Annotated in this window: 27 protein-coding genes and 1 tRNA gene; 14 read left to right on the forward strand and 14 right to left on the reverse strand. The window is 68.1% G+C overall.

The features are described 5' to 3' along the window. Positions 1-71 precede the first annotated feature (71 nt). From AB0H50_RS16050 to AB0H50_RS16065, 4 genes are all read left to right on the forward strand, one after another. Positions 72-148, forward strand: a tRNA-Leu gene (locus AB0H50_RS16050). Positions 149-557: 409 nt separating this feature from the next. Continuing rightward, a complete protein-coding gene (locus AB0H50_RS16055) occupies positions 558-1,760 on the forward strand; it encodes a serine hydrolase (protein ID WP_357452402.1) in 1,203 nt (400 codons plus the stop codon). A gap of 169 nt (positions 1,761-1,929) precedes the next feature. Beyond that, positions 1,930-2,664: a DsbA family oxidoreductase gene (locus AB0H50_RS16060; RefSeq protein WP_357452405.1), complete on the forward strand. Its 735-nt coding sequence runs from the start codon at positions 1,930-1,932 to the stop codon at positions 2,662-2,664. Positions 2,665-2,812: 148 nt separating this feature from the next. Further along, entirely contained in the window at positions 2,813-3,517 is a 705-nt protein-coding gene (locus AB0H50_RS16065; protein WP_357452408.1) for a flavodoxin family protein, read from the forward strand. Between the two features lie 116 nt (positions 3,518-3,633). Here AB0H50_RS16065 and AB0H50_RS16070 read toward each other — a convergent pair whose 3' ends face one another. The 3 genes from AB0H50_RS16070 to AB0H50_RS16080 are packed head-to-tail and all read right to left on the reverse strand — an operon-like array spanning position 3,634 to position 5,788. Next, positions 3,634-4,860: an MFS transporter gene (locus AB0H50_RS16070; RefSeq protein ID WP_357452411.1), complete on the reverse strand. Its 1,227-nt coding sequence runs from the start codon at positions 4,858-4,860 to the stop codon at positions 3,634-3,636. Next, positions 4,860-5,501, reverse strand: a complete 642-nt coding sequence (locus AB0H50_RS16075) for a GntR family transcriptional regulator (RefSeq protein WP_357452414.1) — start codon at positions 5,499-5,501, stop codon at positions 4,860-4,862. Before AB0H50_RS16075 ends, AB0H50_RS16070 begins: the two co-directional genes overlap by 1 nt. 56 nt (positions 5,502-5,557) lie before the next feature. After that, positions 5,558-5,788: a DUF6480 family protein gene (locus AB0H50_RS16080; protein WP_357452417.1), complete on the reverse strand. Its 231-nt coding sequence runs from the start codon at positions 5,786-5,788 to the stop codon at positions 5,558-5,560. Positions 5,789-6,127: 339 nt separating this feature from the next. On the opposite strand from AB0H50_RS16080, the gene AB0H50_RS16085 reads away from it, so the two are divergent. Together AB0H50_RS16085 and AB0H50_RS16090 are read left to right on the forward strand one after the other, a co-directional pair. Then, positions 6,128-6,598 (forward strand): hypothetical protein, encoded by a 471-nt coding sequence (locus AB0H50_RS16085; RefSeq protein WP_357452420.1) that lies wholly within the window; start codon positions 6,128-6,130, stop codon positions 6,596-6,598. Positions 6,599-6,722: 124 nt separating this feature from the next. Continuing rightward, positions 6,723-7,061: a hypothetical protein gene (locus AB0H50_RS16090; protein ID WP_357452421.1), complete on the forward strand. Its 339-nt coding sequence runs from the start codon at positions 6,723-6,725 to the stop codon at positions 7,059-7,061. Positions 7,062-7,086: 25 nt separating this feature from the next. On the opposite strand, the gene AB0H50_RS16095 is transcribed toward AB0H50_RS16090, so the two are convergent. The 4 genes from AB0H50_RS16095 to AB0H50_RS16110 form a co-directional block, all read right to left on the reverse strand. Continuing rightward, positions 7,087-7,620 (reverse strand): hypothetical protein, encoded by a 534-nt coding sequence (locus AB0H50_RS16095; protein WP_357452424.1) that lies wholly within the window; start codon positions 7,618-7,620, stop codon positions 7,087-7,089. Positions 7,621-7,761: 141 nt separating this feature from the next. Further along, positions 7,762-8,376 (reverse strand): DUF305 domain-containing protein, encoded by a 615-nt coding sequence (locus AB0H50_RS16100; RefSeq protein WP_357452426.1) that lies wholly within the window; start codon positions 8,374-8,376, stop codon positions 7,762-7,764. Positions 8,377-8,463: 87 nt separating this feature from the next. Further along, on the reverse strand, positions 8,464-9,045 hold the full coding sequence (locus AB0H50_RS16105) for a hypothetical protein (RefSeq protein WP_357452429.1): 582 nt from the start codon (positions 9,043-9,045) through the stop codon (positions 8,464-8,466). Positions 9,046-9,246: 201 nt separating this feature from the next. Continuing rightward, positions 9,247-9,828, reverse strand: coding sequence for a hypothetical protein (locus tag AB0H50_RS16110; protein WP_357452432.1), 582 nt, complete (start codon positions 9,826-9,828; stop codon positions 9,247-9,249). Positions 9,829-10,471: 643 nt separating this feature from the next. Here AB0H50_RS16110 and AB0H50_RS16115 point away from each other — a divergent pair. Together AB0H50_RS16115 and AB0H50_RS16120 are read left to right on the forward strand one after the other, a co-directional pair. Continuing rightward, positions 10,472-11,623 (forward strand): methyltransferase, encoded by a 1,152-nt coding sequence (locus AB0H50_RS16115; RefSeq protein WP_357452435.1) that lies wholly within the window; start codon positions 10,472-10,474, stop codon positions 11,621-11,623. 127 nt (positions 11,624-11,750) lie between these two features. After that, positions 11,751-12,605, forward strand: coding sequence for a Bax inhibitor-1/YccA family protein (locus AB0H50_RS16120; RefSeq protein WP_357452438.1), 855 nt, complete (start codon positions 11,751-11,753; stop codon positions 12,603-12,605). Between the two features lie 149 nt (positions 12,606-12,754). On the opposite strand, the gene AB0H50_RS16125 is transcribed toward AB0H50_RS16120, so the two are convergent. From AB0H50_RS16125 to AB0H50_RS16135, 3 genes are all read right to left on the reverse strand, one after another. Beyond that, the gene (locus AB0H50_RS16125) at positions 12,755-13,975 is read right to left on the reverse strand and encodes an acetyl-CoA C-acetyltransferase (RefSeq protein ID WP_357452440.1); all 1,221 of its coding nucleotides are present in this window, start codon (positions 13,973-13,975) and stop codon (positions 12,755-12,757) included. Between the two features lie 43 nt (positions 13,976-14,018). Then, entirely contained in the window at positions 14,019-15,011 is a 993-nt protein-coding gene (locus tag AB0H50_RS16130; protein ID WP_357452442.1) for an SGNH/GDSL hydrolase family protein, read from the reverse strand. Between the two features lie 61 nt (positions 15,012-15,072). After that, positions 15,073-15,531 (reverse strand): hypothetical protein, encoded by a 459-nt coding sequence (locus AB0H50_RS16135; RefSeq protein ID WP_357452445.1) that lies wholly within the window; start codon positions 15,529-15,531, stop codon positions 15,073-15,075. 188 nt (positions 15,532-15,719) lie between these two features. On the opposite strand from AB0H50_RS16135, the gene AB0H50_RS16140 reads away from it, so the two are divergent. Both AB0H50_RS16140 and AB0H50_RS16145 read left to right on the forward strand, forming a co-directional pair. Continuing rightward, positions 15,720-17,108: a cystathionine beta-synthase gene (locus AB0H50_RS16140; RefSeq protein WP_357452448.1), complete on the forward strand. Its 1,389-nt coding sequence runs from the start codon at positions 15,720-15,722 to the stop codon at positions 17,106-17,108. A gap of 429 nt (positions 17,109-17,537) precedes the next feature. Then, the gene (locus AB0H50_RS16145; RefSeq protein WP_357452451.1) at positions 17,538-18,647 is read left to right on the forward strand and encodes a hypothetical protein; all 1,110 of its coding nucleotides are present in this window, start codon (positions 17,538-17,540) and stop codon (positions 18,645-18,647) included. A gap of 51 nt (positions 18,648-18,698) precedes the next feature. Here the strand turns inward: AB0H50_RS16145 and AB0H50_RS16150 are convergent, their stop codons facing one another. Both AB0H50_RS16150 and AB0H50_RS16155 read right to left on the reverse strand, forming a co-directional pair. Further along, positions 18,699-19,058, reverse strand: a complete 360-nt coding sequence (locus tag AB0H50_RS16150) for a DUF6401 family natural product biosynthesis protein (protein WP_357452454.1) — start codon at positions 19,056-19,058, stop codon at positions 18,699-18,701. 99 nt (positions 19,059-19,157) lie between these two features. Then, the gene (locus AB0H50_RS16155) at positions 19,158-20,336 is read right to left on the reverse strand and encodes an acyl-CoA dehydrogenase family protein (protein ID WP_357452457.1); all 1,179 of its coding nucleotides are present in this window, start codon (positions 20,334-20,336) and stop codon (positions 19,158-19,160) included. Between the two features lie 73 nt (positions 20,337-20,409). Between AB0H50_RS16155 and AB0H50_RS16160 the strand changes: the two genes are divergently transcribed. Beyond that, positions 20,410-21,555, forward strand: coding sequence for a cystathionine gamma-synthase (locus tag AB0H50_RS16160; protein ID WP_357452460.1), 1,146 nt, complete (start codon positions 20,410-20,412; stop codon positions 21,553-21,555). A 143-nt stretch (positions 21,556-21,698) separates the two neighbouring features. On the opposite strand, the gene greA is transcribed toward AB0H50_RS16160, so the two are convergent. Both greA and AB0H50_RS16170 read right to left on the reverse strand, forming a co-directional pair. Then, positions 21,699-22,196, reverse strand: a complete 498-nt coding sequence (greA, locus tag AB0H50_RS16165) for a transcription elongation factor GreA (RefSeq protein WP_355001973.1) — start codon at positions 22,194-22,196, stop codon at positions 21,699-21,701. Between the two features lie 390 nt (positions 22,197-22,586). Further along, positions 22,587-23,051, reverse strand: coding sequence for a DUF4307 domain-containing protein (locus tag AB0H50_RS16170; RefSeq protein WP_357452463.1), 465 nt, complete (start codon positions 23,049-23,051; stop codon positions 22,587-22,589). A gap of 100 nt (positions 23,052-23,151) precedes the next feature. Here AB0H50_RS16170 and mca point away from each other — a divergent pair, with 100 nt between their 5' ends. The 3 genes from mca (at position 23,152) to AB0H50_RS16185 (ending at position 25,077) form a co-directional block, all read left to right on the forward strand. Further along, the gene (gene mca / locus AB0H50_RS16175; protein WP_357452466.1) at positions 23,152-24,036 is read left to right on the forward strand and encodes a mycothiol conjugate amidase Mca; all 885 of its coding nucleotides are present in this window, start codon (positions 23,152-23,154) and stop codon (positions 24,034-24,036) included. Continuing rightward, entirely contained in the window at positions 24,036-24,311 is a 276-nt protein-coding gene (locus tag AB0H50_RS16180; RefSeq protein WP_357453408.1) for a hypothetical protein, read from the forward strand. Before mca ends, AB0H50_RS16180 begins: the two co-directional genes overlap by 1 nt. A 352-nt stretch (positions 24,312-24,663) precedes the next feature. Next, positions 24,664-25,077, forward strand: a complete 414-nt coding sequence (locus tag AB0H50_RS16185) for a hypothetical protein (protein ID WP_357452469.1) — start codon at positions 24,664-24,666, stop codon at positions 25,075-25,077. The last annotated feature ends 3 nt before the right edge of the window (positions 25,078-25,080 follow it).

Genomic DNA, 25,080 nt, shown 5'->3' on the forward strand with positions numbered 1-25,080 from the left:
CATCCCACAACCCGAGACCAGCCGCGCCACGATTCCGGTACAGCCGTACGAGTCGGTAGGCTGACCGAACGGCCCCTATAGCCCAATTGGCAGAGGCAGTGGACTTAAAATCCATTCAGTGTCGGTTCGAGTCCGACTGGGGGCACCACGAGTGGGGGATTCCGAGGGGCGGCCGATGTGTTCGGCCGCACGCCATTCGACTGAGGTCGCGCTTTGCGCGGGAGTGCTGATCGAATGGTGCGCACGCTGGTAGAGCCGCCGTTTCTCTTCCGTCGATCTGCGGGGTGCGAGTCGGTATTCGAGCCGGCGTCGGGGGTCCGCGTCGGCCGCCCATGGGACTCGCGCCAACGAAATTCGGGGCGCTGAGCAGGGGCGTCTTCTCGTAACGGGGTTCTGTGCTCGCCGATGTCACAACCGGATCGCGGGACGGAAGGCGGGTCATGCGGAATTCCGTGAAAAGTGTTGTGGCACTGGTTATCGCATTTTGTTTGTGGACGGTAGCCGGTGGTTTCGGTGGCCCGGCGGCAGCGGAACCCGGTGGGCTGAAGCATTGCGAAATGCCGCAGGGGCGGCAGTTTCCGACGGCGACTCCCGAGGAGGTCGGGTTGGACTCGGCGGCGCTGCGCGATGCGATCGCGGCGGCTTCATCGCCGACCCGGCTGAACTTCAAGGTGTTTCGCAACAATTGCCTGATCGCTGCGGGGCCGCAGAACGAGCGAACGGGCGGATTGCCGTGGAACCTGTGGAGCGCGACCAAGAGCGTGGTCTCGCTGGTGGCCGGTATCGCCGTCGACGAAGGGCTGCTCGGGCTCGACGATCCGATCGGCGACCATCTGCCGCCCGGCCTCGGCGACGCCGAGCATCGGGCTGTTCGCGTGCGCAATCTGCTCACCGAGTCCTCGGGTATCGAGGTCGCGGTGGTGTCGGAAGGGGTGACCGGGCTCGGACAGCTCGATCCCAATGTGGTCGCCCAGGCATTGGCGATGCCGATCGAGTATCCGCAAGGCACGACGTTTCGGTACAGCCAGCGCGCCGTGGATCTCATCGCCTATGTGGTGCAGCAGGCGGTCGGCGAGGACTTTCAGGCGTATGCGCAGCGAAAGCTGTTCGATCCGTTGGGTATCCGGGCCAGTAACTATTACTGGGCGCGTGATCGGAGCGGAAACACCTATGGCTACGCGCATCTGGTGATGGCCCCGGACGATTTCGCGAAACTCGGTCTGCTGGTTGCCAATCGCGGGAACTGGGCAGGGGCGCAGGTCATTTCCGTGGAGTACCTGATCCAAGCTGCCGAATCCTCGCCCGGGCACGAGTGCTACGGCTTCCTGTTCGTCGTCAACGGTCCCGGTTGCGGTCCGGAATTCCATGGTTTGCCCGCCGACGCGGTGAAGATGAGCGGCATGATGCGCCAGGACAATTACATCGTCCCGAGCCTGAACCTGCTGGTCAGCTGGACCGGAGTCACCGTTCCCGGTGATGTCGGCTTCGCGTACCAGGTGCTGCGCCCCCTCGTCGGCGCGTTCCGTGAGCCTGCGCTGCCGGACCCGGGTCCGTTCGTGCCGCTGCCCGACGTCAGCATCACCGACCCGATGATGACCAACCCCGATGCCACCCTCGCCGCGCTCGGAATCGGGCCCTACGCCTATCCGGGCTGCGATCCGATCACCTGCCTCGGCAAGCCGTTGCCGCCGCCGTTCGCGGACTGGCCGGTGGGCTGCTTCGTCGTCGGATGTTCCACCCCGACGCCCGGGCGCCGATAGCGACAACGCTGGCTCGAACCTGACGGTGGGTCTGACCGAGCCCTCCCACACACCGTCTGCACGGGTCACACAACGCGTACCTGTGTGACGCGTGTAAGGAGTATGTGGCGACTCCCGAGAGCGCGGGGGAACACCCTCGGTTGCCACGACGTTCCCACCAACCGGGGCGATGACGAAAGCGAGGACGACCGTGCGGGTCGAGATCTGGACCGATATCAACTGCCCGTTCTGCTACCTGGGCAAGGCCAGGTTCGAGCAGGCGTTGGCGGAGTTTCCGCAGCGTGCGGAGGTCGAGGTGGTGCACCGCTCGTTCGAGCTGGATCCGACGCTGCCCGCGGACGAGACCGGTCCCGTCGTCGCGAAGATCGCCCGCAAGTACGGCATCAGCGAGGCGCAGGCGGCCGCCAACGAGCGCGGCATCGGCGCGCAGGCGGCGGAACTCGGCCTGCCGTACCTGACCGAGGGACGTGACTACGGCAACTCCTTCGACATGCACCGCCTGCTGCATTTCGCGCTGGCGAAGGGCAGGCAAGACGAACTCCTCGACGCGCTCTACCACGCGAATTTCGCCGAGGAGGCGTCCCTGTTCGGCGATGCGGAGCGGTTGGCCGGGATCGCCGTCGCGACGGGTTTCGAGGAATCCGAGGTCCGCGCCGTGCTGGCCGATCCCACCGCCTACGCCGACGCGGTGCGCGCCGACGAGCGAGAGGCGTCGCGGCTCGGCGCGAACGGGGTGCCGTTCTTCGTGTTCGACAACAAGTACGGCGTGTCCGGCGCGCAGCCTCCGGCTCTCTTCGCGCAGGCGCTGGAGCGAGCCTGGGCCGACCGCGAGCCCGCGTTGCAGATCGTGGGCGACGCGGAAGCGTGCGGTCCCGAGGGCTGCGCGGTACCGAGCCGCGACTGACCGGCTCGGCGCACACTATCGACGGTCCCGCTCAGCGGACGCCGAGTGTCGGCTACGAGTTGTCCGATCGACTCCGGCCGCGGCCCGTTCTCGCTATGGTTCGCAAATCTCCAGCGAATACAGCCTCCCGCGGACGAAGGGGAACACCATGGCGAGCTACCGGGACCTGAAGGCACTGTTCATCAACTGCACGTTGAAGCGCTCTCCGGAGATCAGCAACACCCAGGGGCTCATCGACCTCAGCGCCCACATCATGACCGAGCAGGGTGTCCAGGTCGCCCAGCTGCGTGCCGTCGATCACGACATCGCCACGGGAGTCTGGCCCGACATGACCGAGCACAGCTGGGCCACCGACGAATGGCCCGCACTGCAGCGCCAGGTGATGGACGCCGACATCCTGGTGCTGGCGGGCCCGATTTGGTTGGGCGACAACAGCTCCGTCACCAAGAAGGTCATCGAGCGTCTCTACGGCAACTCCTCGATCCTGAACGAGTACGGACAGTACGCCTACTACGGCCGGGTCGGCGGATGTCTGATCACCGGTAACGAGGACGGTGTCAAACACTGCGCCATGAACGTCCTCTACAGCTTGCAGCACTTGGGGTACACCATCCCGCCGCAAGCCGACGCGGGCTGGATCGGCGAGGCAGGCCCCGGGCCCTCCTACCTCGATCCGGGATCCGGCGGCCCGGACAACGATTTCACCAACCGCAACACCACCTTCATGACCTGGAACCTGCTGCACCTCGCCAGAATGCTGAAGGACAACGGCGGCATCCCCGCACACGGCAACCAGCGATCCGAATGGGACGCGGGGTGCCGCTTCGACTTCGAGAACCCGGACTACCGCTAGCCCAGCAAGAGGTGGACCTGGAGTTCGCCGACGGGAATCCGAGGACGCCGCCGATGGCGACCGACTTCCATTCGTCCCGTTTGAAGGCGGGGCGCAGCAGTCCTTCGTCTTCGGTTCTAGGTTTGTGGCCCGTAGTTCCGCAGCACGAGAACCAGACAACCCGCCGCGGCCACGGCCAGCCCGGTGTACATCGCCGGGTAACTGAACCCCACATGCTGATGCAGAAACGACAACCCCGCGGGGACGGCGAACCCCAGATAGCTGACCGAGTAGAACACCGCCGTGAGCCCGGCGAGTTCCTCCGGACGAGCGATGCGCTCGATTTCTTGTAGACCGGCGACAAGCCCGATGCCGTACCCCGCGCCGAGGATGGCGGCGGTGAGGATGGTTGCGCCGAGTGTGAGCGCTGCGGAAGCCCATGTCGCGGCGAGCATTCCGCAGGTGACGAGGGCGAGGCCGAGGGCGGCGGCGCGGGCGGTGCCGGGCTGGTCGATGCGGCGGGCGACCGACTGGATCGCGAATCCGCAGCCGAGGGTGATCACGGTGATCAGCGCCGAGAACGCGATGGGTGCGCCGTGCACGTGCGGCAGCATGAGCGTCGGCATCACCGCGTAAGCCGTTGCGGCGGAGGTGAACAACCACAGTGCCGCGGGCAGTGCGATGCAGCGGAAGCGGCGGTGACCGGCGGCGGGAATCTTCAGGTCGTCGACGAGACGGCGTGGGTTCCCCTGCGGCGGGACGGTTTCCGGAGCGCGAGACATCCACGCTGCTGCCGCGAGGCAGAGTGCGGAGTTGATCAGGTAGGCGAGCGTGTTCGGCAGCGGCGCCCACTGCGCGAGCACCCCGGCGGTTCCTGCCCCGATGGCGAACCCGCCGGTGAGGCTCATCGCGGAGCGGCGCGCGCCGGTACCGGCGGGCAGGGCGGGGCCGTGCGGCGGTTGCGAGAGTTCCTTCAGCCAGCTGCTGCCCACCGCCATCGCCAGGCCGAGCGCGACACCGCACAGCACTCGTCCCGCCGCGAGCGCGGGCACCGAGCCGGAGCCGAAGGCGAGCAGCAGCGATCCGCTCGCGGTGATCAGCGGGGCGGGCAGCAGAAGCCTGCGGCGGCCGTAGCAGTCCGAGAGCGGGCCGCCGATCAGCAGCGCGGGCACGATGCCGAGCACGTAGTAGAAGAGCAGCAGATCCACAGTGGTCGGTGCCAGCCCGTGGCTCTTGTACATGACCAGCAGCGGAGTGAATTCGTTTCCGCCCCAGGCGATGGCGAACACCGCGGCGGCGACACCCCACCAGTGCTCGGTTGCGGTGGCCGATCGGGCGGGGCGTAGGTCTGTCAGGGCCGTCATCACAGGCCCCGTAGTTCCAGCTGGTGCACCCCGGCGAGGTGTTCGATCAGCGCCGCCGCGAAACCGACGACGTCGCCGCCGGTGATCAGCTCCGCAAGCCCGGCGTGCTGGTCGATGATCCGGTCGATGTCCAGCGGACCGCGCCGCAGGGCGACGCTGTTCATCCGGCGCTGCCGCTCGCGCAGCGAATCGTAGAAGCCGCTGAGCAGCGGGTTGCCCGCCGCGACGACGTAGGTGCGGTGGAAGTCGGTGTCCTCGATGGCGAAGGCGTCCAGGTCCTCGGTTGCCGCCAGCGTGCGCTGGCGGTCGAGCGAGGCGCGCAACGGGGTCGCGACGGCGTCGGGGTCCGCGGCGACCAGTGCGCGGACGGCCGCGGTCTCGACGACGTACCTGGCGTGCGCGACGTGCTCGGCTTCGTCGGGCGGGATCGGCACGACGAGCGCGCCACGCTTCGGGTAGAGCCGCATCCACCCCTCGGTCTCCAGCCGGAGAAAAGCCTCGCGCACCGGTGTGCGGGAGGTGCCGAGCGCGGCGGCGATCTCGCCCTCGCTGATCAGCTCGCCGCCCGGCAGTGCACCCGTGAGGATGCGCTCCTTGACCTCGCGATAGGCGTGCTCAGCTGATGAGTACGTCTTAGACACAAGTTGTATCTTAGGGGCGCACGGCGTTCATCAACGAGTGTGGTCGGCCACCCGGGTCAGATCAGCGACACGATTATCGCAATCGCGACCACCGTGAATAGGACGACCAAGGCGATCGTCACGGCCATCGCGGCGATGCCGGTTCCAGGGAACCGGTGCCTGGTGCGCGGCTCCGGCGCGGAAAGGCCGGAGGTCTGCGCTGTTTCCGGCGGAGTCGCACCCGGGGCGACGCCACCGCCCGGTTCCAGATCCGGGGTGCGTGCGGGATCGGGGTCCATTGCCGCCATGAGAATCACTCCCCGTCGTTGCCTGGGGACTCCGGCGCGTGCGGTCGACGTCCGGACATCTTGCGAGACAGGACCACCGCGCCGACGAGCACGGCGATCCCGATGATCACCAGTAGCTCCATGCATGCCGGTTACCCGCGATCGGCCCCGCCAATCACGGGGCGGCGCGTTGTGGGATCTCCAGCCCGGCGCGCGCCGCACTGGTGATTTCCCCAGCGATTGCCGATCGCGTTGCCGGGCGTGCTTCGCGGCTGGACGATCGAAAGAGAGCGCGACGCGGCGGCTCTATATCGCTGCCTCGCGGTCGATTCCACAAGCCTGCCGACCCGTGGAAGGTGGATGGCGACGATGACATTGCGGCAGAACTTCGTGACCTATCGGGAGATGTACCGATTCCCCGTCGCGATCATGGGCACCCAGGTGGTCCTCCGGGTGGGCGTCGTGGGGGTCGTGACCATGCCCGAGGTGCTCGGTGCGCGCCTACAGGCCTTGTTGCAGCCGGCGCAGCACGCCGGTCCCGTCTTCGTCGACCCGGACACCGGCCGGTGGGTCTTCCTCACCGCGGGCCTCTGCGAATCGCCACACCGGGGCCTGCTCTCCGAGGCCGATGTGCGGATCGCGGAATGGGGCGAACACATCGCGCTGCCGCTGCTCAGCGAATCGAGCAACCCGACGTCCGACGAACGCCGCTGGCTCTGGCCACCGGGTTACGAACTGCCGCAACCTGGTCCGTTCGTCGCCGAATTGCTCGGCGCGGTACACAGATTCGGCCATCGCGGTGACCTGCGGGGTCGCGCGCTCGCCGGGTGATATCAGTCGAGGCTCTCGATTGCCTTGCAGTGCGGTCGCGTTGGTGCGGACGGTTTCGCCGCGGTGAGTTGGGATACCCAACCGGCGAGAGTATCGCGCACGATCCGAACGAGGTGGTCGCACCATGGCATCCGACGGCACGTGGGAGATTCCCCCGCTCGACGACGCACCGGACATCGCCCGCACCCCCGGACCTCAACCCGGGGAGACGATGGCCGACACCGGGAATTGGGCGGGCTTCGTGCTGGTCGGAATCGGATTGCTCACGGTGATTCCGGCCGTCGCGCTCGCGGGGCTCGGCGCCGAAGGGTGGGCGCCGCTCGTGGCGTTCATCGCCTGCGTCGCGTTGTCGGCCGGCGCCGCCCTGCTCGTATTGCAGCGCAGGAATCAGCGTGCGCGGCAACAGGGTTCGAGCGCGGAGCAGACGACCGCGGCCTGGCAAGGGAGCGTTCCACGGCCCTGAGCCTGGCGGTAGCCGGTGACTCGGGTCAACGGCCTCGGCAGGCCTCGCGTGCGGAGTTCTTGGTCGCGTTGAACTTGTCGATGGCGGCGTTGAGCGTGTCCACGTCCACGCGGCGTTCGAGCAGGTCGGCGAGTGCGTTGGTGTCGTCCCGGTAGACGCGCAGAGTGCTCGCGACATTCGGCGGGACGTCCCTGCTCAGCTTCTGGTCCACGTCGCGGGCATTGGCGCGCAACGTGCTGACTGCGGCGGTGGCCTTGGCGTCGGCGTCGGGCGCGTTGTTGTTGCTGGCGTCGATGTAGGCGTTGAACGAATCCACCGAGCTGTCGTTCGCCGCCGCGAAGGCGCCGCAGGCGGCGTCGGTCGCGCGTTCAACGGCCGCCGCCCGCGATGATGACGCGGCGGCCGAGGAGGCGGCGACTTCGGACGTGTACGCGGCCAACTCGGTCTGGTTGACCTGGGGGTTGCCGGTGACCTGCGTCGAGCAGGCGCCGATGAACGTGATGCCGGTCGCGGTCGCCGCCGCGGCGGCGGTCAGGCCTGCGCGTTCCAGTCGTCGCATGTCCGTTCGCCTTTCCCCTCGGTGCGTCCGGCGCGGAGGAGACCGGACCTTACGACGTTACTGTGCGGGTCGTGCCCCGTCAGCGTGGCGTGCCTATATCGATGGTCAACCGATACCGCCGGGCGTGGACCGGTCACGCGGTCAGTTCTGGCCGAGCATGGTGCGCATAGTCGCGATCTCCGCCTCCTGTGCGGTGATCACCGAGCGGGCAAGCGCCTGCGCGTCGGGGTTGACGCCGTCGGCCAGTTCGGTCTTCGCCATGTCGATCGCCCCGGCGTGGTGTTCGATCATCATCTCCAGCCACATGCGGTCGAACTCGGCGCCGGACGCCGCCTGCAACGCCGACATCTCCTCGGCCGGCATCATGCCGGGCATGCCGTGGGCCTCGTGTCCGCCACCGGTCGTCGGCGCGGGTTTGCCGAAACTCCGCAGCAGGGAGCTGATCTGCTCCATCTCGGGCGCCTGCGCCTTCTCGACCTCCGCGGCGAGCGCGAGCAGCTGCGGGTTCTTGGTGCGACCGGGAACCAGCTTCGCCATCTCGACGGCCTGGGCGTGATGCGGGTACATCATCTGAAGGAACGTGACGTCGGCGTTGTCGAAATCGGTCCGAGCGGCCGAGGTTGCCGCGGCGGCGCTCGACGACGTGGCGTGGTCCGTGCCGGACATCGACTCGGAATCGTCGCCACATCCGGCGGCGAACAGCAGCGCGCCCGTGGCGAGGGTGGCGAGGGTGATACGGGTACGGGTGATGAACATGGTTGAACTCCTTGGGAATCGCGAAAAGCACGGTGAAAAGGGCAGGCGGAACCGCGAGCGTGCGGCAGCACGGACGCGGTGGACCTGTCAGATCCGCAGAATCGACAATTCGGCCAGGGACAACACGGTCCAAGGCGGTGGGCGTTCACGTCTGGGTCGCCAGTGGCGAGGTTTCGAGCCGCCGCCATCACCGGACCGGGCGCCCGGGATTCGGTACAGAGCCACGAGCAGGACCGCCAGGGCGAGCGCGGTCAGGATGAAGACGCAGGCATGCAGACCCGCGTGGCCGTCGCCGCAGTCGGCGCACCCGGGTTCCGCGGAGGGGGTTACCAGCAGTTCGGAAGGCGGGAGTGCGTGATCGGCGGGTTGAGCGGAAGCCTGCCCCGATGGTTCGGCGGCGATCGCCGCGCGTTTCTCGCTTGTTCGGCCGCCGTCCACCGAGTGGTCCGGGATCGGCGCGAGGACGGTGCCTGCGCCCGAGGCGGTGGCGGCGTGATGCGTTGTGACCGCCGCGAAAGGGTCTCCCGCGACGGCGCTCGGGTGGTGAGCGGCGGACGCGGGCGTGGTGAAGATTCCGACTTGCATGGCCGCGATACCTGCGATCAGGGTGAGCACGCTCAGCATCCGGGTGAACCCGGATGCGTGCTGGGAAGCGTGCGGTGCGGCCACGTGGACAGGGTAGCGGGCGCCGCGCACGACTACCTATACCCCCTGTATGTATCGATGATTTGCCGCTGCTCACACCCACCCCGACCACCGCGATATGGCTATCGCAAACGCTTCACGCGCCTCGTAGAGCCTTCACGCGCTTCGCAGGGGTTGTAGCCGCTGCGAAGCGTGTGGAAGCTCTGCGGAGTCGACTTCGGCGGGTCAGGAGGATGCGATGTCGATGACCAGGCGGGTCGGGTTGGACATGGTGGTGACGGAGAAGGCGGGGCGGTCGGCGTTGACGCCGATGAAGGACTGGGTGGTGCCTTCGAAGACCGTGGTGCGATAGACGCCCGCGACGGTGGGTGCGCTCGGGTCGGTGGCCGGATCGGGACCGGAGTAGGGGGTGACGCCGCTGTCGAAGGGGTAGGCCGATCCGGTGATCTGCACTTCGAGAACGGACTGTCCGGCTACGTCGATCTCGTTGCCGCTGCCGTCCTGGATCGCGCGATCGGTGTATTGCACGATCCAGCCGGGAGTTCCGGTGCCGCCGAGGTCGTAGACGACGCGGTCGAAACCGGGATGGTGGCCGATGCGCAGATCCGTGACGGTGAGCCCCGCGCCGCTCGATGGGGTGCCGCGCTTGGGTTCCGCGTCGCCCGGCACTTGGGTCGGCGCTTCCAGGAGCGAGCCCGTGGTGGTCGTCGGCGGGGGCGGCGTCGTGGCCGAGCCGGTTTCGGCGTTGTCGCAGCCTGCGATCAGAGCCATCGCAAGCACGACCGTCGGCACCATCCTGTTGCGCATGGGGCTGATGTTACTCAGCGCGCGGTCCCTGACGGGCAACAATGCGAGACTCGGTGCGCCGCAGACATCCTTCCCGGCATTTGGCGGCGAACGCACCGCCTGCGCATTGCTCGGCCGGGGTGGCAGTTGGCGAGTCGGCGGGTTCGCGAGCGGCCACTTGGCTCGAAGCGGCCGAACTCCCGCCGTTCGATCGACGCACCCCGAGGGTGTCCGTGCGCGGCGACGCGCTGCCGCTGGTCCGCCATCTCACTCAGCCGCTGGCGGCGCGCAGAATTCGGTGATCGGTTGCTGGGCAGTTGATTTGGTGACACTCGAGCTGGTCCGCCGATCGCCGAGCCCGTGCCGCACGCGGACGTTCGGATTTCTCCGCTCGGCATTGGCGACGCGGATGGATCGGCCGGCGATCGAGTGAACGTCAGATGACATCTGCGCAAAACCGAATCGACGAACGATCCGGTGCGGATTCGTCGACAGGACACGCCGCCGCCGCCCCGCCACCGGAATCGACGGCACAGCTGCCGAAGTCGCGAGTGCCTTTGTGGCAGAACGTTTCAGAAGGAAACTGCCGAAGGCGGCAGCGAGCGGACGTGCGATTTGCCGGGGTGGACGCGACTATTCGGCAACGATCTAGCACACTTGACGTGTGGACGATGTCGAGGATGTGCTTGGCCGACTGCGGCGGTATCCGGATGTGGAGGCGCTGAACCTCTATGCCGTCGATGCCGCCGACCGGTTGATCCTCGACGTGGCCGTCGATCCGATCGAGGCAGCCGGTAGCGGGAAGATTGCCGTCATCGGCGACAACTACGGCGCGCTGACGCTCGGCGCCATCGCGCGGCACGACTTGCGCGACGTCCGCGTGCACCAGGATCTGCTCACCGGCGAACTGGCGCTGGCCAACAACGCTCGCACGCTCGGGCTCGCGGACCGCTACACCGCGCACCCGCTCGGCGAGGATCTGCTACGCGGCGTCGAGGTCGTGCTGCTGCGGTTGCCGAGGATGCTGGCGGGTTTGGCGGAAATCGCCGAAGCCATCGCGCGGTACGCCGACCCGGGAGTGAGCGTGATCGCGGGCGGACGCGACAAGTATCTGACCAAGTCGATGAACGACGTACTCAGCGAGTCGTTTTCGACGGTCAACGCCAGCCGGGGCAAGCAGAAGTCCCGCACGCTGTTCATCGAGGGGCCGAAACCCGTTGGCGATCCCCGGTTCCCGGTGCGCGAATCCTTGGCGGAGGTGGGCATCGAGGTCGTCGCGCACGGTGCCGCGTTCTCCGGCCCGCGCCTGGACATCGGCACCAGATTCCTGTTGCAGCACCTGAAGTGGATGAAGCCGGATGCCCGCGACGCCATCGACCTCGGCTGCGGGACCGGCATTCTTGCGGTGGCGCTGGCGAAGGCGCGCCCGGCGCTGCGGGTGGTCGGCACCGATCAGTCGGCCGCCGCGGTGGCCTCGGCGCGAGCCACGGCGGCTGCCAACGACGTGGCCGACCGGGTGACGGTGGTGCGCGACGACGCGATGTCATCGGCCGCCGACAACAGCGCCGATCTGGTGCTGTGCAATCCGCCGTTCCATGTCGGCGCGGCGGTGCACACCGGCTCGGCCATCAAGATGTTCGCCGAGACCGGACGTGTGCTTCGCCCCGGCGGCGAACTGTGGACCGTGTACAACACCCACCTCAACTATCGCGGCGTGGTGGAGCGGATGGTCGGGCGCACCGAGGTGATCGGGCGGAACCGGAAGTTCACCGTGACACGATCGGTGCGTGGCCTGCACGACGTCAGGCAACGGTAGAGTCCGAATTGTCCGCCTTGGCGAACGTCTCGGGAACTCGGCACGGCTGCCGGACGTTGGACCAGGCAGTTGGATATCGAGCAGCAGCTCGGCAGACAGCGGCAACGACTCCAGAAAGGCACTCACGGTGCGCACCACAAGCAATCCGGTCTTCAAAAATTTGCCCAAGCAAGAGGGCGGCGGCTACGCCAACTTCGGTTCGGGTGTAGCGGGTGCCGGGCAGTTCGGACAGCAGTTCGGTAACCAGTACCCCAACCAGTACCAGCCCTACCAGCAGGCCCCGCCCACCACCCGGGCCATGACCATCGACGACGTGGTGACCAAAACCGGCATCACGCTCGGTGTGCTGACACTGTCGGCGCTCATCGCCTTCGGCCTCACCACGGCCAACACCAGCCTCGCGCCGCTGTTCGTCATCGTCGGCGGTCTCGTCGGCTTGGTGCTCGTGCTGATCGCCAGCTTCGCCAACAAGATGGACAACCCGGCCATCGTGCTGGGCTACGCGGTCGCGGAGGGCCTTTTCCTCGGCGCCCTGTCGTTCATGTTCACCGACATCACCTTCGGTGGCGCGGGCGGTAGTGCGCTGATCGGGCAGGCGGTGCTCGGCACCTTCGGTGTGTTCGCGGGCATGCTCGTCGTCTACAAGACGGGCGCGATCCGCGTGACGCCGCGGTTCACCCGCATGATCATCGGCGCCATTATCGGCGTCGTTGTGCTCATGCTGGGCAACCTGATCGCGAGCATCTTCACCGACGGCGGCTTCGGCCTGCGCGACGGCGGTCCGCTCGCCATCGTGTTCAGCCTGGTCTGCATCGCGATCGCCGCGTTCAGCTTCCTGCTCGACTTCGACGCCGCCGACCAGCTGATCCGGGCGCAAGCCCCGGAGAAGGCGGCCTGGGGCGTCGCTCTCGGCCTGACCGTCACCCTGGTCTGGCTCTACGTCGAGATCCTGCGACTGCTGACGTACTTCCAGAACGACTAGGCGTACCTCCGCCTTCCGCTCGGCCATACGCGGGCTGATGAGGACTCCGTCCGGCTGCATCACTTAGTGGCCGCGGTCGGACATCGCGGATGAACGCAAAGGCGGCCGCCGGGAAATCCCGGCGGCCGCCTTCGTCGTGCTGGGGAGCGTCAGCTCAGCCGCTCGATGACCATGGCCATACCCTGGCCGCCGCCGACGCACATGGTCTCCACACCGAACTGCTTGTCGTAGGTCTGGAGGTTGTTGATGAGCGTGGTGGTGATGCGGGCGCCGGTCATACCGAACGGGTGGCCGAGCGCGATGGCGCCGCCGGACACGTTCAGCTTGTCCTCGTCGATCTTCAGCTCGCGGGCCGAGCCGAGCACCTGTACGGCGAAGGCCTCGTTGATCTCGAACAGGTCGATGTCGTCGACCGTCTTGCCCGCCAGCGCCAGCGCGCGCTTGACGGCCTCGATCGGGCCCAGACCCATGATCTCCGGCGACAGGCCGGAGACGCCGGTGGACACGATGCGCGCAAGCGGGGTCAGGCCGAGTTCCTTGGCCTTGGTGTCGCTCATGATGACCAGCGCGGCGGCGCCGTCGTTGAGCGGGCAGCAGTTACCGGCGGTGATGGTGCCGTCCGGGCGGAAGACCGGCTTCAACTGGGAGACAGCCTCGTAGGTGACGCCGGCGCGCGGGCCGTCGTCCGTGGAGACCACGGTGCCGTCCGGAAGGGTGATCGGGGTGATCTCGCGCTCGAAGAAGCCGTTCTTGATGGCCTCCTCCGCGCGGTTCTGCGAGCGCACGCCCCAGCGGTCCTGGTCCTCACGGCTGATGCCGGTGGAGGAGGCGACGTTCTCGGCGGTCTGACCCATCGCGATGTAGGCGTCCGGGATCAGGCCGTCCTCGCGCGGGTCGTGCCAGACGCCCGCGCCGCCCTCGGCGGTCTTCGCGGTCCGGGCCTGGGCCTCGTCGAACAGCGGGTTCTGGGTGTTCGGCCAGCTGTCGGCCGAGCCGCTGACGTAGCGCGAGACGGTCTCGACACCCGCGGAGATGAACACGTCGCCCTCGCCCGCCTTGATGGCGTGGAACGCCATCCGGGTGGACTGCAGCGAGGAGGCGCAGTACCGGTGCACAGTGGTGCCGGGAACGAAGTCGTAGCCCAGCTGCACCGCGACGATCCGGGCGATGTTGAAGCCCTGCTCGCCGCCGGGGGAGCCGCAGCCGAGGATCAGGTCATCGATCTGGGTGGGGTCGAGCGCAGGAACCTTGTCGAGCGCCGCGCGCACGATCTGGGTGGTCAGGTCGTCGGGCCGCATATCGACCAGCGAGCCCTTGCGGGCCCGGCCGATGGGGGAGCGGGCGGTCGAAACGATAACTGCCTCTGGCATGAGGGCTCCTTCGTACGTGCTGCTCAGTTTTGTACTGGCACCTCTATGTGTACCGAACCTGTCGAGCGCCGGGAACGCCGCCCCGGCCATTGCGCGCTTCGGCGTCGTCCGCCTCGATGACGCCGGATTTCTGAGCAACCAGCCCGCGTAGCCGAGCCGCGAGTCCGCGGAGCGGGCCGCGCGTGTCGCGGTCGGTGCGCAGCCCGCGCTGTTCGAGGGCGGTGAGCAGGGCCGGAAGCACCCGCGCCGCGGCGAGTTCGTAGCCCGCGGCCGAGGGGTGGAAGCCGTCGGCCGAGAACATCTGCTCGGGGGCGGTGCGGAATTCCGGACCGAGCTCGCCCAGCACAACCGGGTGCCCGCCCGCCGCGGTGGTGACCGCGAACTGGGCCCTGGCCAGTCGCACGCTCCAGTTGCGCACGATGGTGCGCAGCGGTTGCGGGATCGCGGACACCGCGCCCAGATCGGGACAGGTGCCCACCACGACGACGCTGCCCGCCAGGTGCAGCCGGGCCACCGCGGCGCCGAGCCTGCGCGCCGACGCGCTGATGGAGTGCTTCTTGGTGATGTCGTTGGCGCCGATGAAGATCACCGCCGCGTCCGGCGGCGGTCCCGCGACGAACATGGCGTCCACCTGACCGGCAAGGCCCTTGGAGGTGGCGCCGGAAATCGCCTTGGTGCTCAACCGGATTCGCTTCCCGCTGGCGTCGGCGAGTGCCCGGGCGATACGCACGCCGGGCACCCCGTCCGCGGTCACGCAGCCGACACCGGCCGCGGTGGAGTCGCCGAAGATCATCAGGTGCAGGTCGGCGTGCTTACCGGTGCGCCACGGCTCGGGCGCGCCGCAGCCCGCGGTGTAGACGCCGTCCGCCTCCGGCGGTTTCGAGGTGTCGCGACCGATCACGCCGCGCGCCACGCCCGCCTGCGCCATGAGCAGCCGATAAGCGGCCCACGATGCGGTACCCGCCCCGGAACCGGCGAGCAACGTCGCAGTACCGGTGACGGCGGCCGTGCGCAGGCTGATCCGAGGTGCTCCCACGCTCCGGAATTTTACGGGTTGATCTACGGCCTCGGCGGGAACGAGTCCCCGAGGCCCCGGATCATGCGACGTCGAAGACGCCCCGCGCGGGGATGCTCAGTGCGTCGGTGGTGACGGTGACCTCGATGCGGCCCGGCCCGGTGTCCTGGAACAGCGCGTACTGAATGCTGCCGTAGATGCCGGTGACCACCGTGTTCTCGTAGGCGCCCGTCGCCCCGGTGTTCAGATTGCGCCACGCCACGGTGGTGCGCACCTCGCACAGCGGCGCCAAGGGGTGCTTGCCGGGGCCGATGCCCGCGACCGGCGGCGCGCGAACGTTCAGGATGGCGCGGCCCGGCCATTCGGGGCTGGTGTCGGCCCAGGTCTGGATAGTGGTCGAGCAGAGTCCGCCGTGCGCCATGGTCGGCACTTGCGGGAACGACACGGTGCCCGCGCTGGCCTGTGCACCGGTCCCGATCAGCGTCGCCGTCGCCGTCGCGGCGAGGACGATGGCGGCTCGGGTGATAGTGGGCTGCCTCATGTTTCCAGATCTTAAGGGCGGTCCGCCCGCCGCATGGCGTGTCGCCGACCTGACGCTCCGGACGGATGTGCGTGAATTCACAGCGCCCGGCATCGGCGCCCTTCCCGGGTCTCCGCGCGGTCGCGCCGCGCGACCGCCCTCCGGGACCGTCGCGCAGGTCACGGGGCGGCTTCTGCAACGATAGGGCTATGCGCATCGCGGATCATGTCGTGGACCTCATCGGCAACACACCCCTGGTCCGGTTGAACAGTGTGGTGGGGCCGACCGACGGACTCGTCGCGGCCAAGATCGAATACCTCAATCCGGGCGGCAGCGCCAAGGACCGGATCGCGGTGAAGATGATCGACGCCGCCGAGAAGGCCGGACTACTGAAGCCTGGCGGCACCATCGTCGAGCCGACCTCGGGCAACACCGGTGTCGGGCTGGCCTTGGTCGCGCAGCAGCGCGGCTACAAGTGCGTGTTCGTCTGCCCGGACAAGGTCTCCGAGGACAAGCGCAACGTGCTGCGCGCCTACGGCGCCGAGGTCGTGGTCTGCCCGACCGCCGTGCCGCCGGACCACCCGGACAGCTACTACAGCGTCTCCGATCGCTTGGTCCGCGAGATCGACGGCGCGTGGAAGCCGGACCAGTACTCCAACCCCGGCGGCCCGCAGAGCCACTACGAGACCACCGGCCCGGAGATCTGGCGCGACACCGAAGGCAAGATCACCCACTTCGTCGCGGGCGTTGGCACCGGCGGCACCATCACCGGCACGGGCCGCTACCTGAAGGAAGTCTCGGGGGGCAAGGTCAAGATCATCGGCGCCGACCCCGAGGGGTCGGTGTATTCCGGCGGCACCGGCCGCCCGTACCTGGTGGAGGGCGTCGGCGAGGACTTCTGGCCTTCGGCCTACGACCCGGCCGTGCCGGACGAGATCATCGCGGTCTCCGACGCCGACTCCTTCGACATGACCCGCAGGCTGGCCCGCGAGGAGGGCCTGCTCGTCGGCGGTTCCTGCGGTATGGCCGTGGTCGCCGCCATCGAGGTGGCGCGCCGCGACCCGGACGCCGTCGTCGTGGTGCTGCTGCCGGACGGTGGGCGCGGTTACCTCTCCAAGATCTTCAACGACGAGTGGATGAGCTCCTACGGTTTCCTGCGCAGCCGCCTCGACGGCAGCCCGGAACCGCTGGTCGGCGATGTGCTGCGCGGCAAGTCCGGCGAGCTGCCCGATCTGGTGCACACCCACCCGTCGGAGACGCTGCGCGACGCCATCGAGATCCTGCGCGAGTACGGCGTCTCGCAGATGCCGGTCGTCGGCGCCGAGCCGCCGGTGATGGCGGGCGAGGTCGCCGGCAGCGTCACCGAGCGCGACCTGCTCTCCGCGGTCTTCGAAGGCCGCGCGCAACTCACCGACTCGGTGGCCGAGCACATGAGCCCGTCGTTCCCGCTGATCGGCTCCGGCGAGCCCATCTCCGCGGCCACCAAGGCGCTGTCGGACACCGACGCGCTGATGGTCGTCGAGGACGGCAAGCCGGTCGGCGTCATCACCCGCCACGACCTGCTCGGCTTCCTGAGCACCGGCCGCATCGGCAACTGACCCGCGACACCGCCGCGTCCGGTTGACGCCACACAGCGTTCGAACGCCTCACAGCGTCGGTGCCTATGTGTGGCGTCTACGGGGTGTGTGCGACGTCCGTGGGCAGCCGCCGCCGCAGCACCCGCTCGGCGACGGGTGAAAGTGTGCTCTAGATCACATTCGATGTCGATGGGTATGGCTGCTGCCCATCGTCGCGCGGCGTGCTGGCAATGGGATCCGGTTCGCCCGAGGAGCTCTCGTCGGCGCGACCGCGGGAGCTCGGTCCCGAGGGTCGTCGAATGGCCTTCGACGCCGAATTCGACCGCCGTGGCGCGCCGGGCAAATTCTTCGCAAATAACGGATTTCCGGTGCCACTCGGAGGTATAACCGGGCCTGGACATTGCCACGGCAATCGCCATGGCGTAATCGGATAGCGAAGGGAATGGCGCGGTGAACACCTCCAGTTTGGCTATCGATTTCCAGCAAGGACTTTCGGACGCGTGGAGTTCGATCGCGACGTTCGTGCCCAAGCTCGCCGGTTTCCTTGTCATCCTGCTCATCGGCTGGGTCGTGGCCAAAGTGGTGGCGACGATCGTCGGCAAGGTGCTCGAACGAGTCGGCTTCGGCCGGCTCGTCGAGCGCGGCGGGGTCGAGCGGATGCTCGCGCGCAGCAAGTACGACGCCTCGAATCTGATCGCCAAACTCGCCTATTACGCGATCCTGCTGATCGCGCTGCAACTCGGCTTCGGCGTGTTCGGTCCGAATCAGGTCAGCGACGTGCTCGATGGCATCGTCTCCTGGCTGCCGCAGGCCGCGGTCGCGATCGTCATCGTGGTCGTCGCCGGCGCGGTCGCCCACGCGGTGCGCGAGATGATCGCCAGCATGCTCGGCGGCCTGTCCTATGGCGCCGTGGCCGGGAGGCTGGCGGCGATGTTCGTCTGGGGCGTCGGCATCATCGCGGCGCTGAACCAGATCGGTGTCGCCACCTCGGTGACCGTCCCCATCCTGATCGCGGTACTCGCCACCGTCGGCGGCATCCTGGTGGTCGGCGTCGGCGGCGGCATGATCCGGCCGATGCAGCGGCGCTGGGATGCCTGGCTACGCAATCTCGAGGCGGAGATGCCCGCGGTCAAAGGCCACGCGGACGCCTATCAGCGCGGCCGCGAGGACGTTTCCCGCGAACAGCAGTGGGCGCGTCGGCCCGTGCCGGCTCAACAGTGGGTCCAGGAAGCGGCCATGACGGGTGGACGTTCGCAGGGCGGCTACTCGCAGCAGCGGGCCGGTATGACTCAGGCCCCGAGCGGTGGCTACGGCCAGGGCGGTGGCTATCAGCAGGGTGGCGCCCATGCACTGGGCGGTCAGGCCGGTGGCTACGCCGACGGGTATCCCGAGGACGGCAATTACGCCGAGGGCGGGCAGCGCGGTTACCCCCAAGGGCAAGGCGCGAACAACCCGCAAAGCGGCGGCTACCCGCAGGGCGGGAACTACTCGCATGGCAACTACACCCAAGGCGGCGACGAGTTCACCGACTACAACACCGAGCCGCGCGACATGCGGTAGGACCGGCGATGGAAACGTCCGCCTCGGGTGATGCCTGGGGCGGACGTTCTTTCAGCCCTGTCGATCCGCGTCGTGCAGGCAGACTCCGGCGAGGCGCAGTTGCAGCCAGTCGGCGTTCAGCCAGCCGTGCGCGTCCTCGGGTGCGGCGCTGACGAACGGGTCCGCGGGGCCCGCGTGGTCGAGCAGCCCTCTGACGTATCCGGCGAGCAGCACCGTCGCGGGAACCGCGCTCGCCCCTTCGATGCCCATGTCGAGAATGTCGCGTACGGCGGCCGCGTGCTGATCGAGCGCCGCCGAGACCGAAGGAAACTCCGCGGCGGCGGTGCGGGCCCCGGCCCCGTGCGTCGTGTGCAGGCGGTTCAACAATCTGCGTGCCGACACTTCGAGCAACGCGGGGCCGAGCAAAAACACTCGTTCATGCTAGCAATCGGCGAGAATCCACAAAACTGCGCTGTCGCCCAATTGCTGGCATGGCTCCGCGGAATTTCTCAGCAAATTACCCGCTCGACCTCAGCGGAATGCGTTCGCGTCGGTGAGCGCCTTGCCGAGCACGAGCTGGTGCACCTCCGCGGTCCCCTCGTAGGTGAGCACCGATTCCAGATTGTTGGCGTGCCGCAGCACCGGGTAGTCGAGGGTGATGCCGTTGGCGCCCAGAATGGTGCGGCACTCGCGCGCGATGGCGATGGCCTCCCTTGTGCTGTTCAGCTTGCCCGCGCTGATCTGTTCCGCGCTGATCTCGCCGCGATCCTTCAGCCTGCCGAGGTGCACCGCGAGCAGCTGTCCCTTGCCGAGCTCCAGCGCCATGTCGGCAAGCTTGCCTTGGGTGAGCTGGTAGGCGGCCAGCGGCTTGTCGAACACCTCGCGGGTCCTGGCGTATTCGATGGTGGCGCTCAGGCAGTCGCGGGCCGCGCCGAGCGCGCCGAAGATGATGCCGAAGCGCGCCTCGCTCAGACAGGCCAGCGGCGAGCTCAGCCCGCGCGATGCCGGCAGCACCGCGTCGGCGGGCAACCGGACGTCGTCGAAATCGAGTTCGGCCGTGATCGATGCGCGCAGCGAGAGCTTGCGGTGCATCTCCCGCGCGGTGAAGCCCGGCGTGCCCGCGGGCACCAGGAAACCGCGGACCACGGGCTTGGCGTCGCCGTCCTCGGCGTAGGCCCACACCACCGCGACATCGGCCACCGAGCCGTTGGTGATCCACATCTTCGACCCGTTGAGCACCCAGTCGTCGCCGTCGCGCTTGGCCCTGGTGCGCATGCCGCCCGGGTTGGAGCCGAAGTCGGGCTCGGTCAATCCGAAACAACCCAGCGCGGCGCCCGCGGCCATCTCCGGCAGCCACCGCTGCTTCTGCTCCTCGGAGCCGAACTTGTGGATCGCGGTCATCGCCAGCGACCCCTGCACCGACACCATGCTGCGCACGCCGGAATCGACCGCCTCCAGCTCCTGGCAGGCCAGGCCGTACGCGGTGGCGGACATCCCCGCGCAGCCGTAACCCTCCAGGTGCATGCCGAGCAGACCGAGCTTGCCGAGCTCCGGCGCGACCTCACGGGCCGGGAACGTGCCCGCCTCGAACCAGTCCGCGATATGCGGGCGCAGCCGCTGCGCGGCGAAGGCCGCGACGGTATCCCGTATCTCCCGCTCCTCCCCGGAGAGCAGGGAATCGATCGCGAACAGTTCTTCGACAGTCACCATGCGCCCAGCCTAAGTCGCGGCGCCGCGCGCCCCGGGCGGATGCTCCGAAAGTGCCTCCCTTTACGCTGTCCCCATGAGTGAGCTGGGATTCTCCACACGCGCCGTGCATGCCGGATTCGATCCCGACCCCCAGACCGGCGCGGTCAACGTGCCCATCTACGCGAGCTCGACCTTCGCTCAGGACGGCGTCGGCGGCCTGCGCGGCGGCTACGAGTACGGGCGCACCGGCAACCCGACGCGGACCGCGCTCGAAGCGAACCTGGCCGCGCTCGAATCAGGCCGGTACGGAAGGGCTTTCGCGTCCGGCATGGCCGCCACCGACTGTGCGCTGCGCGCCACGCTGCGTCCCGGCGATCACATCGTCATCCCGGACGACGCTTACGGCGGCACCTTCCGGCTGATCGACAAGGTGTTCAGCCAGTGGGGAATCGAGCACTCGCCCGCGCACGTGTTCAACACCGACGAGATGCGCGCGGCGATCCGCCCGAACACCAAGCTCATCTGGATCGAGACCCCGACCAATCCGCTGCTCAGCATCGGCGACATCCCCGCGCTCGCCGACATCGCGCACGCCGCGGGCGCGAAGCTGGTGGTGGACAACACCTTCGCGACCCCGTACCTGCAGCAGCCGCTGCTGCTCGGCGCCGACATCGTGGTGCACTCGACCACCAAGTACCTGGGCGGACACTCCGACGTGGTGGGCGGCGCGCTGATCACCGACGACGCGGAGCTGGACGCGGCGTTCGGCTTCCTGCAGAACGGCGCGGGCGCGGTGCCGGGCCCGTTCGATTCGTTCCTCACCATGCGCGGCACCAAGACGCTCGCGGTGCGCATGGAGCGGCACTGCGACAACGCGGAGACCATCGCCGAGTTCCTCGCCAAGCATCCGGCCATCTCCCAGGTCATCTACCCCGGCCTGCCCGAGCACCCCGGACACGTGGTCGCCGACAAGCAGATGCGCCGGTTCGGCGGCATGATCTCGGTGCGCCTGCACGGCGGCAAGGAAGCGGCGCACGACTTCTGCTCGCGGACCGAACTTTTCACCCTCGCCGAGTCGCTTGGCGGCGTCGAATCGCTGATCGAGCATCCTGGTGCCATGACGCACGCGTCCACCGAGGGCTCGCTGCTCGAGGTGCCCGCCGATCTGGTGCGGCTCTCGGTCGGCATCGAGGACATCAGCGACCTGCTGGCCGACGTCGAGCAGGCGCTCGCGAAATAAGGACAGAAACAGGAATGGATACGACGAAGCGGCCGCACTCGGGATCGAGTGCGGCCGCTCGCGTATCGGTCGGGTTTTCTCGGTCCGGATCCGGTCGGCGACCGGATCGGCGCCCGCGCGCCGACGAGGGGCGCGCGGCGGGATCAGCTGTGGTACGGCTCGGCGCTGACCAGCGTCACCTTCATGGTGTTGCCGTTCGGCAGCGTGTATTCGCGGGTCTCGCCGACCTTCGCGTCGATGAGCGCGCCGCCGAGCGGGGAGTTCGGCGAGTACGTCTCCAGGTTGGAGTTGCCGCGCAGGCCCTCTTCGCGGGTGGCGATGAGGAAGGTCTCGGTATCGGACTCGTCGCCGTCGTAGTAGACCTTCACGACCGAGCCCGGCAGCGCGACGCCGGACTTGGTCGGCGCGACGCCGACCTTGGCGGTGTTCAGCAACTCCTGGAGCTGGCGGATGCGAGCCTCCTGCTGGCCCTGCTCCTCACGCGCGGCGTGGTATCCGCCGTTCTCCTTGAGGTCGCCCTCTTCCCGACGTTCGTTGATCTCCGCAGCGATGACCGGACGGTTGGCGATGAGCGCGTCGAGTTCGCCCTTGAGCCTGTCGTGCGACTCCTGGGTCAGCCAGGTCACGTTCGTCTCAGTCATCTCGATCACTCCCTAGTAGTTGTTCCCGGCGGGCCGGGATTCCCTGAGCACTGCTGCATTACCCACCCGAGGGCAGGCATGCACCAGCCGACGGCTAGAGCCATCCTGGGGGGTGGTCCTACGAACCCCGACAGGCCCGGCTCCGGGCAAACCCGAAAACCCGGAACGCGCAGCGCTGGCCGCCAATGCAGCAAACACGGCTCCGGGGTACGGAACCGTGTATCACGCCATTTTAGCATGAATCACAAACATGCAGGTCGGAGTTCATTTTGTCGGCGTCACGCCGCCGATTCGCCCCGCGAGACGACGATATGGACGGGCGATCACGCCATTCGGAGGCGTTGAATCACCGGCGCGGGGGCGTGGAAAAACCCATTGCGGAGCGCTGAATCACCCGGCGCGGAGATATTCGGGGACCTTGTCGGTGCATCCGTAGACGTCGCCCGCGGCGGCTCTCGCGGACGAGCGGACCGTAGTGGTGAGTTCGATCGTCCCGCTCGCCGACGGGCCGATCAGCACCTCTCGGCGGCCCACCTCGGCGCCGTCGCGGTCCATCGCGCGAACGAAGCAGACCACCGGTTCGCCGGGCTCGTCGCGGGTGACCTTCATCCGGATGCTCAGGGTGGAGTCGTCGACGATCGTGTAGCCGAGCTGCTCGGCGTCGATGTCCTCCGGACCGAACTTCTGGAACCCGAGAAACGCGACGCCCAGGCCCGCCGCAACCACCACGACGCCGAGCGCAACGGCCAGCCTGCGCCGCGGCGTGCGCGGTTTCGTCCCGTAGCGGTCGGCGTGTCGCCGCGCCTGCTCGGCGGCCGAGTCGCCGCTGCGCTCGGGCGTGGGATCGCTCGTCACTGGTCGCTCCCGGGGGGTACGTCGGAACAAAAGACGGTCGAATGGAACTATAGGGAACGAAGACCAGACACCCGCGACCGAGAGCGATGGTGAACGAGACGTGAGTGGCCTTCGCCTCATGGCGGTGCACGCCCACCCAGACGACGAATCCAGCAAGGGTGCCGCGACGACCGCCCGATACGCCGACGAGGGCCACGAGGTCCTCGTCGTGACGTTGACCGGCGGCGAACGCGGCAGCATCCTCAACCCGGCGATGGACACACCCGGGGTGCTGGAGCGCATCGATGAGATCCGGCGCGAGGAGATGGCGGCCGCGGCGCGGGCGCTCGGCGTGCGACAGACCTGGCTCGGTTTCGTCGACTCCGGCCTGCCCGAGGGTGACCCGCTGCCCCCGCTGCCGGAGGGCTGCTTCGCGCTGGTGCCGCTGGAGGAGGCGACCGAGGCGCTGGTGCGCGTGGTGCGTGAGTTCCGGCCGCACGTGATGACCACCTACGACGAGACCGGCGGCTACCCGCACCCGGACCACATCCGCTGCCACCAGGTATCGATGGCCGCGTTCGAGGCAGCGGGCGACCCGGAGCGCTTCCCCGACGCAGGCGAGCCGTGGACCCCGCTCAAGCTCTACTACGACCACGGCTTCAGCATGAAGCGGCTGGAGCTTTTCGCCGCCGAGTACGAGCGGATGGGTGAGCGCTTCCCGCTGCAGGAGTGGCTGGATCGCATTCGCGCCTACGCCGTGGAGCGCGGCGACGTCATGTCCAGGGTGACCACGCAGATCGAATGCGGTAAGTACTTCCCGCAGCGCGACGACGCGTTGCGCGCGCACGCCACACAGATCGACCCGAACGGCGCCTTCTTCGCGATCCCGCTGGAGATGCAGCAGCGGCTGTGGCCGACCGAGGAGTTCGAGCTGGCCAAGACCCGGGTGAGCACCGCCATCCCGGAGACCGACCTGTTCGCGGGCATCGAGGACGCGAACCGGTGATGTTGGAACTGCTCGCGCAAACCCCTGGGACGCCGACCGGCCCCGAATTCGGCAAGGCTTCGCCGCTGGGCCTGGCCATCATTCTGCTGCTGCTCGCAGGCACCTTCCTGCTGGTGCGCTCGATGAACCGGCACCTGAAGAACCTGCCGCCGACCTTCGAGCCCGAGCATCCGGAACCGGATCAGGAAGCCGACGAGGGGACCGATCACGGCGCTGTCCGCCGCCCCGACGGGCCCGACGACGCCGGCGCCGAGGGGCGACCGCAAGCCGGTTGAGCGCACCGGAGGACGAAAGGTTCTACCGGTGGGAGGAGACCGGCGTTGCCCTCTGCGCCCTGGTCTGCCGCAAGGTCTTCGCTGAGGCACATCCCGTCCCGCTCTCGAGGCGTGTCGGTGACAGCTCGATCGGGCGAAACATGAGCCTGCGACCACGCACGAGGCTCTGGCGCTGGTCACCGCATTTGCGCTACCACTGGTGCGTTCCTCTGCGACGGACGACAGTGGATAGAGCGGGGCAGTGCACGACACTGACCAGAACAGCCCGAACGGATTCCTGAACCGTCGACGGGTTCGACGCGCGTCGACGAGTTGGGCTGTGACCCACCCCCTCGATCAGGAAGGTCTCATCATGACCGTCACCGCGATCCAGATCGGGCTCGACCCCGACGTCATCGACTACGACTCGCCCGGCTTCGCCCAGTTCGCGGGCCTGACCAAAGCGACGTTGCGCAAAGCCGGCGACGATAATGTCGCCGCGCTCCGCGCGGCGGGCTACGACGCGGGCAACTGTCTCATCGACTTCGGCGAAGCTGGTGCAGAAAAGGCACGTCAATGGCTGACCGCCAAGCACTACGACGCGGTCCTGATCGGCGCCGGCGTTCGGCTCGTCGCCGGCAACACGCTGCTGTTCGAGTCGATCGTCAACGCCGCCCACAGCACTCAGCCGGGCTGCCGGTTCGTGTTCAACTACTCGGCCACCCCGACGCCGGACGACATCCGCCGCTGGTACCCCGACCCTACCGACGCCACCCCGTCGCATTGACCA

The sequence above is a fragment of the Nocardia sp. NPDC050793 genome (assembly GCF_040654065.1).
GTDB lineage: Bacteria > Actinomycetota > Actinomycetes > Mycobacteriales > Mycobacteriaceae > Nocardia.